The following is a 14,582-nucleotide window of genomic DNA, read 5'->3' as shown; positions in this document are numbered from 1 at the left end:
GAAAGTCACCGGATCGCAATGGCGAGTGTTACGCGATCGCCTGCCGCACGATCGATCGCTGGGAGAAGCCTGATCCCACCGCCACCGTGCTGCAGGCACTGATCTGTGGCTTGCTTGCCGCTGCCGCTGGCGCCTGGCTGGCCCTGGTGGGTTAGGGAGCTTGTCGCTTTCAGAACGCTTCCCAATCAAACTCCAGTTTCACCCGCCCGGAGGCCGGCAAGAGGAAGCGGCGGTGCAGCACGTTCTCGTAACGGGCCTCCCAGGCGGGGTCTTCAGCTCCCTCCTTCAGCACCACGAACTTGAAGCAGATTGGTTGACCCACCGACTCATCAAACGGGATCTCGTTGAACCAGGTGTCCCCGTTGATGTATTCCAGTGCGGCACTCTTGTGTAGATCCCAGCAGCCCAGCTCAGGCACATCTCCCGTCACGGCGATTCGCTCGCCAGGTCGTGTGAAAAAGTTGTTGATCTGGAATTTCACGATCGTGGTGCCCTCCACCGGAGGGCCGATCACGCTCAGCACGACCGCGTCCTTGGCGGCCAACTGCAGATTTCGGATCGTGCCGTTCTCCACCCTCACATCGGTGCCACTGAGAACACAGCGATGCACTCCATCGGGAAGATCAACGTTGGTCACCGTGATCGTGGTGGCATCCCCCTGATTCAACAGGGTGAAGACCCTGGAGTTTCGATAGCAGCGTGTGAAGGCATAGGTCGCGTCGCTGAGGTACTTCTGTTGATGGGAGCCGTAGGCCAGGGCGCGATTGGTGCGCCGCAGATCGGCCAGCTGACGAATGCAATGGAACAGTCGGCTGCTTTCATCCCACTGCTCCATCATCGGGCGGTTATAGGGATCCTGCCCTCCATGGGTGTTGTTCACAAGGTATTGTTCGGTTCCATAGAAAATCGCCGGAATTCCCCGTAGGGTGAGCAGCAGAATCATGGCCAGTTCCAGATTCGCGTGGGAATCTGTCACAGACAGAAATCGCGGCATGTCGTGATTATCGATAAACTTCACTAGTTCCGTGGAGCGTTTATAGACATGGTCCATGTCCAGCACCGACTGCACATGCCGGAACCCTCCTGGCTTCATGCCGGAGAAAGCATCGCGAATCCCGTAAGCAAGCCCGAAGTCAAGGATTGACATCCCTGAGCTGTTGGCATAAGTCAGGGTGCGACTGTCATGGGGACTGCCAAAGCCGTACTCTCCGAAGATGAACGTTTCGGGGTGTTGGCGCCGGATGTCTGTGACAAATTCCTGCCAGAACCAGATCGGCATGTGTTTCACTGTGTCCACACGCAGGGCGTCGAATCCTGCATCGAGCCAGGCCGTGATCGCTGATTTGATGTAATTGCGATAGGCAATATTCTTGTCGTTGAATGTGGCCAGCCCCAGCATCTCGTAATGGAGAAGCTGGAATTCGTCGTTCCAGTCGGTGATCGTTGGGAAGTGGTAGTAGAAGTTGTTCGTGTCGTTGTTGAAGTCAGCAATCAGCACGCCATCGTCATACACCACGCCTTTGCTGCCATTGATGTCTGGGGAGCTGTGGTTGCAGACGATGTCGAGGATGAGCTTGATCCCCCTGGCGTGAAAAACCTCCACCAGTTTTCGCAAGGTTCGGGAGTGATCCAGCGATGTTGAATCGTTCGAAGCGATGAAGTGGGGATTGATGCGTTTGAAGTCTCGAGTCCAGTAGCCATGCATGGGGGCACTGTCTGCCTGGAGGTCATCCACCTGCTCAAACAGCGGCGAGAGCCAGATCGCGGTGACACCCAGAGCCTGCAGGTAATCGGCCTTGTCGATCACCCCTTGCAGATCGCCACCCCAGTAGTGACCCCAACTGCTGTGGCTGGGGTCGAACAGGCCCTGCCGTCCCACCGCGTCGTTGCCGGCGCAGCTGTTGTGGAAGCGGTCGATGACGATGAAGTAGATGGTTTCCTTGCGGAACTCCATCTCAGGGGTGATCAGAAAGCCTGCGTTGGAGTGGCGGATCGCGTCGAGATCAAGGCGGGTTTCCATGGGTTGCATGGCGAAGCAGGCCGGACCCTCGTCGTAGCCAGATCACGTGCCAGCGCTGGTGACCCTGATCACCGCCGCTGCAGCTGGAGTCTGGGTTGTGCCAGGCCTGCTGCCCTGGGTGCTTCTGGCTGTGATCGTGTGGTTTGTGTGGAGCCGGCTGAGCCGTCGTTGATCTTGCGTCTCGGCCCATGCTGTGCTGAGCATCAGCCCGTGATGGTGGGTGCCCCGCTGAGGCGCCTTGCATCAATGATCCGCGCCAGCTCGAGCATGTAGCCCGCTGTGCACCAGCGGCCATGGTTGCGGGCCCGGTTTTCCGGATCGGAGCGGATCTCCGCGGTTTCGGCCATCAACAGATCCAGCTCCCACAGCTGCAGCTCATAGAGCTCCTGCAGTTCCACCTCGCGGTTGAGCAGGTGGCTGCGGAACCATTTCTGCGTGGTCTCCTGATTGGGGATGTCGCGTTGCATGGACTGGTGCTGTGCCGGTGGATCTCAATCAGTCGAGCGCACCGGTACCACGGTCATGCCCACCGGTGCCAGAGCGATCAGCGCCAGCTTGATGTGCTGGATCCCGAAGGGAATGCCGATGATCGTCACGAAGCAGGCCAGCGCCGAGGTGAGATGGCCGATCGCCAGCCACCAACCCGCCACCACAAACCAGAGCACGTTGCCGAGCAGCCCCAGCGGCCCGGTGCCCAGATCGCCTCGGCCGCTTAGATCTCTGCGGTTCACGGCTTCCTGCCCGAACGGCCAGAACGAGAACCTGCCGATCACAAAGCAGGAGCGCGCCCAGGGCAGACCGATGATCGTGATCGCGCAGATCAGGCCTGCCAGCCACCAGCCCAGGGCCATCACAAACCCTCCGAGCACGACCCAGAGAATGTTGAGCAGAGAACTGATCATGGCTGCATCATCACCCCGTTCGTTGCGAAGCGACTGGCTGTTGTGGCCTGTGCGCCGAAGTTGCTCTCTTCAGACTCAGCGCCGACTGATCGGCAGTGAGCGTTCAGCCCAGATGTCTCTGGGCGGCAAATGCGATGGAAATCTGCTGTCTCTCGCCTTGGCTCGGCGCCGCTGCCAGGTTGTGAGCATGAGCATGTCATTACAGCTTGTGGTGGCACGCGGCACAGCCCGTGGACTGCTGAACGGTTCCGCCGCGGCGGATTACGGCGAGGTGCTGCATCTGCATCGCCTGCTTCTGGAGGAGGGGGATGAGCTGCTCGCTGCACGCTTGCTGCAGCTGGCGTTGGGAATGGATCCATCGCCAGCGGAGATTGCCGCCTTCGGGGTGGTTCGCTAGCGGACGCTCGCTCAGGCCATCGACATCGCCTTGATCGTGTTCGGTGTGTCGGTCATCCTGTCGGCCAGCTTCTGGTGGGCAACGGCAGTGGCCTAAGCAGCGCCGGGTAGCTGTTGTCTTGCGTGTTCAGCACCTTGTCCCACCACGTGAAGTAGAGGCCGAAATGCACGGTCTGTTTCCTGTGGTGAATTGAATGATGGGCGGGGCCGATGATCCAGCGACCCAGCCAGTGGTGGGGAAAGCGTGCCGGTAGCTGTTCAGGGCTGAGGTGGTTCATCACCGTCCAGGCCGTCATCGTTGTGAGTACCGCCAGCAGGGTGGCGGGGTGCAGGGGCAGAACGAGGATGATGCCGAGCAAAACGAGACCATGCTGCAGCGTTTCGATCGGATCAAGGGCAAACGATGTGAGCGGCGACGGATGGCGGGATCGATGGTGACCTCGATGGGTCCAGCGATAGATCCGTGGATGATGAAAGCAGCGGTGGCAGAAATAGAAACAGGTGTCTTGCAGGCCCAGCACGATCAGGTAGCTGATCGGCAAATACCACCAACCGTGCAGATTCGGATTCCCATAGATCCGCGTGAAGCCCATCTCGTGAAGCTTGATGGCAGCAGCAGCTATCAGCGCAAAGAGGGCTACAGAGCCACAGGCCAGCGTTGCATCGGCCCATTCCTCAGCTCTGAAGGACTGTCTTGACGACACGGACGAGACGCTTCGCAACTGCTGATGTCTAGTGGCAATTGGGGCGGAGCGCAGCCCTGAGCTTGCATTGCGACGGTTCCGCAGCGTTCCACCTTGTCGGTGGAGCTGGCACTATCGGCTGGGTTCGGCTTGATCGAGGTCGGGGAAGTGCACCACCAACAGGTCTTCGTTGGTGAGTTCGCCGTCGGCATTCAGCAGCTCCGGGTGGGTGGTGCGCAGGCCGGTGCGATCCTTGCAACGGTTGTTGGCCGTGTTGGCGGAGCGTCCCAGCCGCATCATCTGAAATCCCTGCACAAGCAGGAAAAGAAAGGCTCCTATGTACAGCAGGGGAAAGAGACTGGTCAACATGATTCCATCTTTCGTATGAAGAAATATTAACGGTTTCCATGCTCGCCCCGTGGTTGCACGTCTTCGCGCGACTCACACTCATGCAGCCCTGTTCTCCATGTTGATATTGCACTAGTGTTGTGATAATTACTCGTCTGCACCGTGTTCAGCATTGAGGTCTGTCTGTCCCAGCCCTCCCGGTTGATTCAAACCGCCAAGGGTGCGGTGGAGATCGCCTGTCTCGGTGCGGGGCCCACCGTGCTGTCGGTGCATGGTGGGCCCGGCGGTTGCGACCAGGGGCTATTGATGGCACTCCCCTTGCTGCAGGAAGGGTTTCGTGTGATTGCGCCGTCGCGCCCGGGGTATCTGGGCACTCCCCTCAGCAGCGGCGTCCACCTGGAGGAACAGGCGGATCTGCTCGCGGCGCTGCTCGACGCGCTGGAGCTGCCTTCCGTGGGCGTGGTGGGAGCGTCTGCTGGAGGCCCGCCGGCCTATCTGCTCGCCAGTCGACACCCCGATCGGGTGCAATCCCTCGTGGTGATCGATGGGGTGACCCAGTCGTATCACAAGGGTGAGCAGCTGAGTGCCTGGGAAGAAGCGATCTTTCTCAGCCGACCGGGCATTGGTTTGATGGACTGGCTGGGGCGTCACTTCCCCGGCACCGTGGTGAGCAACCTGTTGAAGACGGAAAGCAGCCTCAATCCGGAAATCCTGCAGGAGCGGGTCAGCGAGGTGTTGAACTCGCCAGACAAGCTGGCCTTCGTGCAGGCGATGATGCGCACGATGTCGGAGCGGTTTCAGCAACGCCATGAGGGCGTCCGCAATGATCTGAAGCAGCTGGCGGCGATCAGCCAACTCGATCTCACCGCCATCCGCTGCCCCACCCTGATCCTGCATGGTGAAGCCGATCGGGATGTGCTTCCTGAGGATGCCCGGTGGGCCCATGGCCAGATCGAAGGGGCCGAGCTGCACTGGATCGCGGCGGGCTCCCACCTGGCGTTCTGGATTGCACCCGATGCGGAGGAGGCCCAGGCCCATGCTGTCGCCGTTCTGCAAAAGGCGGCTGGGCCTTGCGCAGATCTCAGCGATGGCCGAGCAGATCCTCCCAGCTGATCCACTGGGGTGTTGTGGCATGTGTGGTCTTGCCCTTGCTCCGGGACGGCATCATGCTGCTGAGGGGCCTCTGCCGCTCAGTCGCGCTGGGCCGATCGCGCTTGGGCGCGGAGTGTTTCTTCATGGTGTTGTTTGGTCGGTGTATTCGGATCGCGCTGAATGGAGTGGATATTCAGGCTCGCTTGGCTGGCGGGACCCCGTCTTGGGAACACCCGCTTCACTTCACCACCATGACACAGATCCGAAGCAATCGGAATCACCACAACTCCGGATTGTTGAGAGCGCCCTCGATCTGAGATGCGCTCTTCAGGTCATCGAGAACCCCTGGCTTTAGCGCCCGGGCGAACCAGCAGTCCGCGTGGTCGGTGGGTTGGGGAGGCGACACCTGATGCGGGGAGGAGAAGCGGCGGGCGTAGTGCAGGGGATTGCCCAGCACGAAGATCGCATCCGCATCCAGTGCCTCTTCCGCTTTCTGCATCAACTCAGTGGCCAGACCCTGCCGTTGCCAGGCGGGCAGCACGGCTAGTGGCGCCATCACGTAGGCCTTGAGCTGCGGCGCTTCAACCAGCCTGAGCGGTGTGTAGCAGGCATGGGCCACCACGGTTCCCTCCCGTTGCAACGTGAAACTGGCCTGCCCTTCGGCGATCAACGTTTCGGCCAGGTCGGCGATCGTGCCTGCTTCCTCGGGGCCGTAGAGCGGTTCGGCGGAAAACGCCGCCAGATGAAGGGTGCGAATGCTCATGGCATGGGGCCGCTTCCTCTTACGTTGCCGTTGATTTCGCGAGTCGACTCACACCACCGTCTGCGGCTGGAAAGGAGCGGCCCGCTACTGGGATGTGGTGGGGGGAGATCAGCTGAACCCTCCCTGCCCTCAACCGATCACTTCCCCTCAGGCAGGGGGCAGGGCATCAAGGGCAGGGCATCGCCGCGGGGATTCAGCCATTCGTCGAACTCCTGGTGGATCGCCTCAGCATCGCCTAGTCGTTCCCAGCCACCCAGCAACTTGGTGCGTTGACGGCTGTAATCCAACGCACCTTCGATCAGTTCGATCGCCTGTTCGGTGGTCATGGGGATGGGGCGTTTGCTATCCATGCTTGGCCCTGTGAACCAGTTCGGTCGTCGCCATGGCGACAGTGCAGACCGTTTTTCAGCGTTCCCGCATGACCACACGCGGTGATCAGGGGATCAGGTTCATTCCCAGGAAACCACGGCCCAGTCCGGAGCGTTTGTCCTGCAGGAAGGTGACCGCCAGTTCGAAATCCATCAGCCCGGCGGCTTCGATCGTCTCCAGGGGTAATTGGCCCTGGCTGCGCTGGGCATAGTTGCTGTAGATCTCCTCCTTGCGCGCTGAGAGAAAGCTCACCAATTCGCGCAGGATGAAATCACGCCATTCGTCCTTGTCCTGCTGACGCACTGATGGAGCGTTCATCGCGATGATTCAGGCCTTCTGCGCACCCTAGAGACAACGCACCGATGCTTACCGCTCTCGATACGCCCACCATCAGTCTGGTGGTGTTCGGTGTTTGTTTCGCAGCCTTGCAGGTGTGGTGGATCGCCTCCTTGTTGCAGCGCAACCGCCGTCGCCGTGCGGGGGAGCCGTTGAGCAATCGGGAGTTCCGCGCTGAGCTGGAGCGCATCTTTCGGCGGGAGGACTAGCCGGTTCAAGACAGTCATGCCTTGACGTGGCAGCATTTCAGCGTCGTTGCTCCGCCCGCTGTGCCCCTGATCAACGTGCGCACCTCGTTGCCTGCCGTCCAGGATGGCTCGGGGCTGCTGCAGGAGTTGTCTTCGGCGCTGGCCGAGCAGACCGGCAAGCCGGAGGCCTATGTGATGACCCTGCTGGAGACCGGCGTGCCCATGACCTTCGCCGGTAGCGCTGAGCCCTGTGCCTACGTGGAGGTCAAGTCAATCGGGGCCCTGCGGCCGCCGGCGATGACCGCCGCGTTTTGTGAGCTCATCGAGGCCCGCACAGGTATTCCCGCCAATCGCATTTATGTCGGCTTTGAGGATGTGCAGGCCAGCTGCTGGGGCTGGAACGGTTCAACCTTCGGTTGAGACGCTTGATGGCTCAGAGGTTCAGCGCACCCGCTTCACGGCCAGCCCCGCTTCTGCAGCCGTGATCGCTGCCAGCAGCACCAGGCCGATCAGTCCTACCAGCTGGTTCTGAACTTCAGCGGCTGGGTCAGCGTTCTGGCCCAGGGCTGCACCTGCCGCAAACCAGGCTGTGGCCAGCACCGTCGTGATCCAATACGCCTTCCAGCGGCGCTGATACAGGTAGCCGGCGCCAAGGCCGGGAATCACATTGAGCAAAACGGCCACCCAGCCTGCCGAGCCAGCCAGGATCTGGTCGCGGCTGGGAGAGGCTGTTGCCTGGTTGGAGGAGTCGTCCATCACTTGCTGCGTGTTGCGGCATAGGCCACGGCGCCACCGGTGATCAGGGTGAGGAGCCCCGTGCTCAGCAGAAATCCGGTGAGCATGAACAGGCCAAGCAGGGAGCCGAGCAGTGACATCTTCACTCGCAGCAGTTTCGACTTGATCAGAAGCACGAGCAGCAGCATCACCGTGGCCTTCAGGCCGGCGATCTTCGCTGCACTGATCGGGCAGAGCGGGCTGAAGGGGAGCATTGCTGGAAACGCCACACTGTCACTCTGTCGCGCCCAGGAGCTCGCTGTGGATTCCTCCCTGCTGAATCGCTGTTGTTGTGCCGTTGTGACGCTTGCGCTCACTCTGCAGCTGATGCTGGCGATTCCGAGCCCGGTGTCGGCCGACTGGATCTGCGAGGGAGATCGGCTCAGTGTGGAAACGATTGATCTGGGCCGGGAGGCGATGGGGGCTCTGGCCGACTCGATCCCCAACACGGCTGCGGGCACGGTGCCTGGGGATGGGATCTTGATTCATTGGCGGGGCGTCACCCTGCAGTTGCCGCGTACCAACAACACTGGTGCCCCTAGCTACACCGACGGTCGCTGGTGGTGGAGGGCCGAGGACCCCGACCATCCCGAATTCCGCCAGCGGCGTGGTGCGGTCGAGACCTATCGCTGTGAACCGCTGGCCTGATCTCCTGGCCTACATCAGCTCAGAAGCGGTTAGACTGCACTGTCTCAGTCTTAGATCCATGCTCCGCAGCCTTTTCGCCGTTGTGCTGGCCGCGGTGCTCTGGGTGCAAGTGCCCCAGTGGAGCAACGACTGGTCGCATTGCGCTGTGGATGTGCCCGATGCTGATTGCCATTGGTATGTGGTGGCGCCCGACAACACCTTCGGCACCGGCTTTGACTGGGCCACCGCACCCTGGTTCGATGTGAATGGGCTGCATGACATCGCCCAGCTCAACCACACGGTGGACGCCATCCAGGCGCAGGCGGCGCAGCGTTGATCAGCCCGCGAGGGATCGGCCTTTCCACGTTCAGCCTTGGACGGCGAGGCCTTGGCAATGATGAGGGCTGCGGCATGGCGAACCAGTAGGCCAGGCTTGTTCCCTAAGATTGGGTTAGCAGCACGTCAAGGCCGGATGTTGGCCGATGATGTTGATATTGAGCGATCATAAAGGGGCACCAAAGCTCCACTCATGCAGTCGCTCGAAACACTCGATCCTTACACTGTTCGCTACAAACATTTTGACGGGCAGAAACTTGAGTCCTGTTTTTATGCCAGCGATGCCTATGAGGCCCGTCTGATGGCGATCGAATTCAACGCCTACATCCGTAATCGTCCGAACTGCATTGACGCGGTCATCCGTGAAGTGCGCCGATGATGCGTGTTCGCTCCTTCCTGCTCCTGGTTGCGCTGCTGCTGGTCAGTTCAGCAGGGCCGGTGGCTGCCAGCTCCTATGAATTGGTCTTCCAACGCACCAGGGGGCTGCTGCCCTCCGGGCATCGCCGTTGGAACCTGACACTGCAGCGAGGTGGACAAGCCGTTGCCAGCTGGCCGGCGGTCAGCGGCACCCCGAAGGCGCAGGCGGCTGATCGTCGCTGGTCTCCCGGTAACGGGGCACCCCTTCCCGTGGGGCGTTACAGCGTGGGATGGCCAGAGCGCTGGGATGGTTCCTGGTGGGTGGATCTCAGCCCTCGCTTCTCCACCACCCGCTCGGCTCTCGGCATTCACACCTGCCTGCCGGGGAGTGGTTGCATCTGTCTGCCCAGCAAGGCCGACACCGATGCCGTGGTCGCCTGGATCCGCAAAGCAGACATTCGTCAGTTGCGGGTGGTGAACTGAGGCCGGAGTCCAGGCGCGCCACGGCTCCTAGGATGCGCCGCGCCGATCCACCCTGTCCATGGCCAACCTTGACCAGGCCCCGAGCCGCAGCATGCCCAACCTGCTGCATGTTCTGCCGGCCTTCGCTGATGAGGCGGAGCTGCGGCTGAACACGATCGTGGAGCTCAACTCCAACACGGTCAACAAATATGAGCTGATCACTGAGACCGGTCACCTGAAGCTGGACCGTGTCGGCTACTCCTCTCTGGCTTACCCATTCGCCTACGGCTGCATTCCTCGCACCTGGGATGAGGACGGCGATCCGCTCGACATCGAGATCGTCAACGTGACCGAGCCTCTGATCCCTGGATCCGTGGTGGAAGCTCGCATCATCGGCATCATGACCTTCGATGACGGCGGCGAGGTGGACGACAAGGTGATCGCCGTGTTGGCTGACGACAAGCGCATGGATCACATCAGGAGTGTTGAAGATCTCGGTGAGCACTGGAAGAAGGAAACCACCTACTACTGGGAGCACTACAAGGACCTCAAGAAGCCCGGCACCTGCAGTGTCAACGGCTTCTTCGGCACCGAGAAGGCTGTGGAGATCATCAAGAGCTGCGAAGCGCGCTACATGGCGGAGATTGATCCCAAGCTGGTCGACTGAACAGGCTTTCAGCCTTGGGTTGCAGCGTTGGCGGGCGGGGGTCACCCCGCCTTTTTTATGGCCGGTTGCGGCAGGGCTGCTTTTTTTGCGAGCGATGTTTAGGTTGAGACCAAGGAGTCTTGACAGATTCATGTCCACTCGCTCTGTGCCTCTTTCCTGGTCGACCCTTGCTGGCCTTTCGATGGCCCTGGCCATGCCGTTGGTCATGCCGGTGCAAGGACGGGCTCGCCCCGCTTCTGTGCCCGATCAGCTTGCGGTTCTCCCCGCTGCTCCCTCCACGCAGATTCATCTCGATCTGCGCCAGCGTCGCATCAGTGTGCTGCGCGATGGTCAGCGCTTCGGGCCCTGGCCGGTGGCGATCGGCGATCCAAAAACACCGACTCCCGCCGGAGTCTTTCAGGTGGAGAACATGCGGAAGAACCCGCAATACCAGAGCACGAAGTCAGGCAAGGTGCACCCGGTCACCGGACCCAAGGCGCCCCTGGGTCATCGCTGGATCGGTTTCCTGCAACAGGGACCCAACCAGTTCGGGATCCATGGCACTCCCTGGCCCCATTGGGTGAAGATCCGTGCTGCCGTCTCCAATGGCTGTGTGCGCATGCTCAATGCCCATGTTCAGCAGCTTTTTGAGCTGGTGGACGTGGGCACACCGGTGGTGATCACCCGCTGAGAGCGTGCTGCATCAGCACAGGGAAACCGGCGCTCAGTCCACTGAAGAGCATCTGCACGGCGATGGCCGTGAGCAGCAGGCCCATGATCTTGGTGAGCACCTGCAACGCCGAGGTGCTGATCTTTGACGACAGCATCTCACCGGCATCGAAGATCACATACACCACCACGGTGAGAAGAAGCACCACCAGGCTGAGGCCGAACTTTCCGCCCATGCTGGCGGCGGCGGGATCGGCGATCACCACCGTGAGGGTGCCAGGGCCAGCCAGCAGCGGGATGCCGAGGGGAACAATGCCTTTGACGGCGGAATCCTGATCCCGATCCACCGAGTCGGGGTCGTGATGCACCTTGGAGGGTTCGGACCGCAGCATCGACAGGCCGATCAGCACCACGATCAGGCCACCGGCCACCTGGAAGGCCGGTCGACCGATGCCGAAGAAACCAAGCAGGGCGTCGCCCAGCCAGGTGGCCAGCAACAAGGCAATCAAAAACGTGAAGGCGCTGCTACGGGCAATCGCCCGATCCTTTCGCTTGTTCCCGTCGGTGAACGAGAGATAGATCGGCAGGTTGCCGATCGGGTTGGAGATGGTGAAGATGCCGACGGCGGTGTGAAGCAGAGACATGGTTCAGGCCTCGGGACGTACCGCGGCAAAAATCTCCTGGAGAATGTCGCCTGCCCCCTGACTTTTCAAGTCAGCGGCTAACAGTTGTCCGATTGCCTCGGCTTTGTCGACTGTGCCGCGACGTTCATCCCGGATCAGGCGCTTGCCATCGAGGCTGGCCACCATGCCGGTGAGCACCAGCTCGTTGGCTTCGATGCGAGTGTTCACGCCGATCGGCACCTGGCAGCCACCCTCCAGCTCCCGGAGAAACGCCCGCTCGGCGAGGCAGCGGCTGGCGGTGGGACTGTGCTCGAGCACCTTGATCAACTCCAGCACGTCGGGTTGCCCTTCCACGCACTCAATTCCGAGGGCGCCCTGACCGACGGCATGCAGGGAAATGTGGCTGGGGATGATCTGATGAATCCGATCGGCGAATCCCAGACGGGTGAGTCCGGCTGCAGCCAGGATCAGGCAGTCGTAGTCGCCGGCATCAAGTTTTTCCAGGCGCGTGATCACGTTGCCACGCACATCCTTGAACTCAAGGTGCGGGTAGTGGTGGCGCAGCTGGGCCAGCCGGCGCAGGGAGCTGGTGCCCACCACGGCGCCTTCCGGCAGGGTCTCCAACTTGTGGTCGGCATTCTTGGCATTCACCACGAGGGCGTCCGCCGGATCTTCCCGTTCGGTGATGCAACCCAGCATCAGGCCTTCGGGAAGGTTGGTGGGCAGATCCTTGAGGGAGTGAACGGCGATCTCGGCCCGCCCCACCAGCATCTGGGCCTCGAGTTCCTTGGTGAACAGGCCCTTGTCGCCGATTTTGGCCAGGGCCACATCCAGAATCTTGTCGCCCTGGGTGGCCATCGCTTCCACCGAAATGGGCAGGCCCGGATGGGCCTGTTCCAGTTCAGCCTTCACCCAGTTGGTCTGCACCATGGCCAGCTGGCTGCGGCGGGAGGCGATGCGCAGATGCTCGAGGGCCATGGCCTAGGAATTGCAGCCGCTCAGACTACGCAGTCGAATGACCATCACCTCGGAGCGGCGGCCCGCTTTACGATTCGAGACAGTTGAGAGCCCGTCATGCCCGGACCTGTGGTCAATGGCGTGCGCCATGACGCCAATTCCGGTGGAGGCGTGCCAGCGAACGCTGCTAGCGGAGTTCCGGCCCATGCCGAGAAGCCCTTTCTTCCTTTATTGGCGGAAGGCACGATTCGGCTGGTGCTGCTCACGAGCGGTCAGCTGTTGATCGCCCGTCTGCGGCAGACCAGTGATCGCGACGGTGAACGCGCTTACCAGCTCCTGCGCCCTCTGCTGGTGAAGGAAAAACATCCTTCCGAGTCGGCCCAGCCCGGAAGCGGTTGGATCCTGTCGCCCTTTCTGGCCGGACTCTCCACGCAGGAGAATCTGGTGCTTTTTAAAGCCGCAGTGGCGTCTGTGCTCAATCCGGAGCCCAGGCTTCTGCATGCCTACACGATCCGGACCAATCAGGAATGCCCGCCGGAGGAGACCCCCGTGGAACGCCTGAAGCGGGCTTTTGAGGAATTTACCGAAAGTCTGGAGGGGGGCTGATCCCTCCCTCCAGGCCGAGCCGATCACCAGCCGGCGATCACTTGATGTATTCCTTGAGCACGCCATTGCGGTTGGGGTGACGCAGCTTGCGCAGCGCCTTCGCCTCGATCTGACGGATGCGCTCTCGCGTCACATCGAAGATTTGGCCGATCTCCTCGAGGGTTTTCATGCGGCCGTCATCGAGGCCATAGCGAAGACGCAGCACATCGCGCTCGCGTGGACTCAGGGTCGCCAGCACACCTTCGAGGTCTTCACGCAAGAGGTTCTTGGCCACATCCTGCTCGGGGTTCTCGATGTCGGCTTCGATGAAGTCGCCCAGGCGGGAATCCTCTTCCTTGCCGATCGGCGTTTCAAGGGAGATCGGCAGCTGGGCGCTCTTGGCGATGAAGCGCAGCTTTTCGATGGTCATCTCCATCGATTCGGCGATCTCCTCTTCGGTGGGTTTGCGACCGAATTCCTGGCTGAGCACCTTGGTGGTTTTCTTGATCCGTGAGATGGTCTCGTAGAGGTGCACCGGCAGACGGATGGTGCGGGACTGGTCGGCGATGGCGCGGGTGATCGCCTGACGGATCCACCAGGTGGCGTACGTCGAGAACTTGTAGCCCTTTTCGTGGTCGAACTTCTCGGCGGCGCGAATCAGGCCCAGGCTGCCTTCCTGGATCAGATCCTGGAAGCTCAGGCCCCGATTCATGTATTTCTTGGCGATTGACACCACCAGGCGCAGATTGGACTGCACCATTTTTTCCTTGGCCCGTCGGCCGAGCATCAAACGACGGCGGAACTTGATCACCGGCATCTCCACCAGGGCAGCCCATTCCTTGGTGTCGGGTTCGCGGCCGTTGTCGCTCTCGAACTGAGCGGCCAGTTCTTCAAGGAGGAGCAGATCGGCGATTTTGCGGGCCAGTTCGATCTCTTCGTCTGGACGGAGCAGACGGATGCGGCCGATCTCCTGGAGATAGACCCGGATCGAATCTTCGGTGTAGACCCCTTTCGGACCGACTTTGATGCTGGCCAAGGCTTTGGCTTTGGCATCCTTTTCGGCTGCTGCCGTCGTTTCAGGCTTGGCTGTGGCTGCGTTGGCTGCAGCGTCTTTGGCGGCGGCGTCTTTGGTGCTGGCTTTTTTGGTTGAGGCGGTCTTGGCGGCCGCTGTCTTGCCGGTGGCCTTGCTGGCGGATTTCTGATCAGCCGCAGCGAGCAGGGCATCGGCGGCAGCATTGAGAGTCTCGCCAGGCTTGAGACCTGCCGAGCGGCTGCGGCTCGATTTGGTCGTCGACTTAGCGGCCACCTTCCCCTTCGTCGCTGCGGGCTTTTTCTCCGCTGCCTTCACCGTTTTGGGCTGTCCGTTGGCATCGGCCACCATCACGATGGCGGGTTTGGCCGCAGCGGATGTCGTCGCAGCAGGGCTCATGGCAGAAGGAGGGGTTGGGC

The 14,582-nt window shown here is 61.2% G+C and carries 24 protein-coding genes and 1 pseudogene; 12 read left to right on the top strand and 13 right to left on the bottom strand.

Annotation, left to right across the window (positions count from 1 at the left end; genetic code table 11):
• Window positions 1-169: 169 nt before the first annotated feature.
• From SynRS9909_RS09930 to SynRS9909_RS09920, 3 genes are all read right to left on the bottom strand, one after another.
• Complete coding sequence (locus SynRS9909_RS09930) at window positions 170-2,020, bottom strand: alpha-amylase family glycosyl hydrolase (RefSeq protein WP_007101880.1); 1,851 nt, start codon at window positions 2,018-2,020, stop codon at window positions 170-172.
• A gap of 203 nt (window positions 2,021-2,223) precedes the next feature.
• The gene (locus SynRS9909_RS09925; RefSeq protein ID WP_007101882.1) at window positions 2,224-2,487 is read right to left on the bottom strand and encodes a hypothetical protein; all 264 of its coding nucleotides are present in this window, start codon (window positions 2,485-2,487) and stop codon (window positions 2,224-2,226) included.
• A gap of 24 nt (window positions 2,488-2,511) precedes the next feature.
• Window positions 2,512-2,922 (bottom strand): YccF domain-containing protein, encoded by a 411-nt coding sequence (locus SynRS9909_RS09920; protein WP_007101883.1) that lies wholly within the window; start codon window positions 2,920-2,922, stop codon window positions 2,512-2,514.
• A 187-nt stretch (window positions 2,923-3,109) separates the two neighbouring features.
• Here SynRS9909_RS09920 and SynRS9909_RS09915 point away from each other — a divergent pair, with 187 nt between their 5' ends.
• Window positions 3,110-3,319, top strand: coding sequence for a hypothetical protein (locus tag SynRS9909_RS09915; protein WP_038001905.1), 210 nt, complete (start codon window positions 3,110-3,112; stop codon window positions 3,317-3,319).
• Between the two features lie 52 nt (window positions 3,320-3,371).
• Here the strand turns inward: SynRS9909_RS09915 and SynRS9909_RS09910 are convergent, their stop codons facing one another.
• Together SynRS9909_RS09910 and SynRS9909_RS09905 are read right to left on the bottom strand one after the other, a co-directional pair.
• Window positions 3,372-3,911: a sterol desaturase family protein gene (locus SynRS9909_RS09910; protein ID WP_007101885.1), complete on the bottom strand. Its 540-nt coding sequence runs from the start codon at window positions 3,909-3,911 to the stop codon at window positions 3,372-3,374.
• A gap of 222 nt (window positions 3,912-4,133) precedes the next feature.
• Window positions 4,134-4,370: a DUF2973 domain-containing protein gene (locus SynRS9909_RS09905; RefSeq protein WP_007101886.1), complete on the bottom strand. Its 237-nt coding sequence runs from the start codon at window positions 4,368-4,370 to the stop codon at window positions 4,134-4,136.
• 141 nt (window positions 4,371-4,511) lie between these two features.
• On the opposite strand from SynRS9909_RS09905, the gene SynRS9909_RS09900 reads away from it, so the two are divergent.
• Window positions 4,512-5,462, top strand: coding sequence for an alpha/beta fold hydrolase (locus SynRS9909_RS09900; protein ID WP_007101887.1), 951 nt, complete (start codon window positions 4,512-4,514; stop codon window positions 5,460-5,462).
• A gap of 256 nt (window positions 5,463-5,718) precedes the next feature.
• Here SynRS9909_RS09900 and SynRS9909_RS09895 read toward each other — a convergent pair whose 3' ends face one another.
• Window positions 5,719-6,204, bottom strand: coding sequence for a GNAT family N-acetyltransferase (locus tag SynRS9909_RS09895; RefSeq protein ID WP_007101888.1), 486 nt, complete (start codon window positions 6,202-6,204; stop codon window positions 5,719-5,721).
• A 46-nt stretch (window positions 6,205-6,250) separates the two neighbouring features.
• Between SynRS9909_RS09895 and SynRS9909_RS09890 the strand changes: the two are divergent.
• A pseudogene (locus tag SynRS9909_RS09890) lies at window positions 6,251-6,304 on the top strand (DUF427 domain-containing protein); the annotation flags it as partial.
• A 37-nt stretch (window positions 6,305-6,341) separates the two neighbouring features.
• Here the strand turns inward: SynRS9909_RS09890 and SynRS9909_RS09885 are convergent.
• Window positions 6,342-6,530: a hypothetical protein gene (locus SynRS9909_RS09885; RefSeq protein WP_007101889.1), complete on the bottom strand. Its 189-nt coding sequence runs from the start codon at window positions 6,528-6,530 to the stop codon at window positions 6,342-6,344.
• Window positions 6,531-6,639: 109 nt separating this feature from the next.
• A complete protein-coding gene (locus SynRS9909_RS09880) occupies window positions 6,640-6,891 on the bottom strand; it encodes a hypothetical protein (RefSeq protein WP_007101890.1) in 252 nt (83 codons plus the stop codon).
• 44 nt (window positions 6,892-6,935) lie between these two features.
• On the opposite strand from SynRS9909_RS09880, the gene SynRS9909_RS09875 reads away from it, so the two are divergent.
• Both SynRS9909_RS09875 and SynRS9909_RS09870 read left to right on the top strand, forming a co-directional pair.
• On the top strand, window positions 6,936-7,118 hold the full coding sequence (locus tag SynRS9909_RS09875) for a hypothetical protein (protein WP_007101891.1): 183 nt from the start codon (window positions 6,936-6,938) through the stop codon (window positions 7,116-7,118).
• Between the two features lie 60 nt (window positions 7,119-7,178).
• On the top strand, window positions 7,179-7,517 hold the full coding sequence (locus tag SynRS9909_RS09870; RefSeq protein WP_007101892.1) for a phenylpyruvate tautomerase MIF-related protein: 339 nt from the start codon (window positions 7,179-7,181) through the stop codon (window positions 7,515-7,517).
• A gap of 21 nt (window positions 7,518-7,538) precedes the next feature.
• Here the strand turns inward: SynRS9909_RS09870 and SynRS9909_RS09865 are convergent, their stop codons facing one another.
• Window positions 7,539-7,853 (bottom strand): hypothetical protein, encoded by a 315-nt coding sequence (locus SynRS9909_RS09865; protein WP_007101893.1) that lies wholly within the window; start codon window positions 7,851-7,853, stop codon window positions 7,539-7,541.
• Window positions 7,853-8,086, bottom strand: coding sequence for a hypothetical protein (locus SynRS9909_RS09860; protein WP_038001181.1), 234 nt, complete (start codon window positions 8,084-8,086; stop codon window positions 7,853-7,855). The genes SynRS9909_RS09865 and SynRS9909_RS09860 overlap by 1 nt, the downstream gene beginning before the upstream one ends.
• Window positions 8,087-8,198: 112 nt before the next feature.
• On the opposite strand from SynRS9909_RS09860, the gene SynRS9909_RS09855 reads away from it, so the two are divergent.
• The 6 genes from SynRS9909_RS09855 (at window position 8,199) to SynRS9909_RS09830 (ending at window position 10,990) form a co-directional block, all read left to right on the top strand.
• A complete protein-coding gene (locus SynRS9909_RS09855) occupies window positions 8,199-8,519 on the top strand; it encodes a hypothetical protein (RefSeq protein WP_050752629.1) in 321 nt (106 codons plus the stop codon).
• Between the two features lie 58 nt (window positions 8,520-8,577).
• Window positions 8,578-8,835, top strand: a complete 258-nt coding sequence (locus SynRS9909_RS09850; RefSeq protein ID WP_007101896.1) for a hypothetical protein — start codon at window positions 8,578-8,580, stop codon at window positions 8,833-8,835.
• 192 nt (window positions 8,836-9,027) lie between these two features.
• The gene (locus tag SynRS9909_RS09845; RefSeq protein ID WP_007101897.1) at window positions 9,028-9,213 is read left to right on the top strand and encodes a hypothetical protein; all 186 of its coding nucleotides are present in this window, start codon (window positions 9,028-9,030) and stop codon (window positions 9,211-9,213) included.
• Window positions 9,213-9,674 (top strand): L,D-transpeptidase, encoded by a 462-nt coding sequence (locus tag SynRS9909_RS09840; RefSeq protein WP_116431316.1) that lies wholly within the window; start codon window positions 9,213-9,215, stop codon window positions 9,672-9,674. Before SynRS9909_RS09845 ends, SynRS9909_RS09840 begins: the two co-directional genes overlap by 1 nt.
• Window positions 9,675-9,732: 58 nt before the next feature.
• On the top strand, window positions 9,733-10,320 hold the full coding sequence (locus SynRS9909_RS09835) for an inorganic diphosphatase (RefSeq protein WP_007101899.1): 588 nt from the start codon (window positions 9,733-9,735) through the stop codon (window positions 10,318-10,320).
• A 193-nt stretch (window positions 10,321-10,513) separates the two neighbouring features.
• Window positions 10,514-10,990: a L,D-transpeptidase gene (locus tag SynRS9909_RS09830; protein ID WP_007101900.1), complete on the top strand. Its 477-nt coding sequence runs from the start codon at window positions 10,514-10,516 to the stop codon at window positions 10,988-10,990.
• Here SynRS9909_RS09830 and SynRS9909_RS09825 read toward each other — a convergent pair.
• Both SynRS9909_RS09825 and hemC read right to left on the bottom strand, forming a co-directional pair.
• Window positions 10,980-11,612 carry a MarC family protein gene (locus SynRS9909_RS09825; protein ID WP_007101901.1) on the bottom strand — a complete coding sequence of 211 codons (633 nt, stop codon included), beginning with the start codon at window positions 11,610-11,612 and terminating at the stop codon, window positions 10,980-10,982. The two genes, SynRS9909_RS09830 and SynRS9909_RS09825, sit on opposite strands and share 11 nt — an antisense overlap.
• Window positions 11,613-11,615: 3 nt before the next feature.
• The gene (hemC, locus tag SynRS9909_RS09820; protein ID WP_007101902.1) at window positions 11,616-12,569 is read right to left on the bottom strand and encodes a hydroxymethylbilane synthase; all 954 of its coding nucleotides are present in this window, start codon (window positions 12,567-12,569) and stop codon (window positions 11,616-11,618) included.
• A 96-nt stretch (window positions 12,570-12,665) separates the two neighbouring features.
• Here hemC and SynRS9909_RS09815 point away from each other — a divergent pair, with 96 nt between their 5' ends.
• Window positions 12,666-13,154, top strand: coding sequence for a DUF6561 domain-containing protein (locus SynRS9909_RS09815; protein WP_007101903.1), 489 nt, complete (start codon window positions 12,666-12,668; stop codon window positions 13,152-13,154).
• 37 nt (window positions 13,155-13,191) lie between these two features.
• Here the strand turns inward: SynRS9909_RS09815 and rpoD are convergent, their stop codons facing one another.
• Window positions 13,192-14,562 carry an RNA polymerase sigma factor RpoD gene (rpoD, locus tag SynRS9909_RS09810; RefSeq protein ID WP_007101904.1) on the bottom strand — a complete coding sequence of 457 codons (1,371 nt, stop codon included), beginning with the start codon at window positions 14,560-14,562 and terminating at the stop codon, window positions 13,192-13,194.
• Between the last annotated feature and the right edge of the window lie 20 nt (window positions 14,563-14,582).

Source organism: Synechococcus sp. RS9909 (genome assembly GCF_014279595.1).
In the GTDB taxonomy this organism is placed as follows: domain Bacteria; phylum Cyanobacteriota; class Cyanobacteriia; order PCC-6307; family Cyanobiaceae; genus Synechococcus_C.
Note: the sequence above shows the minus strand (reverse complement) of the source record. Positions and strands in the feature narration are given on the sequence as shown.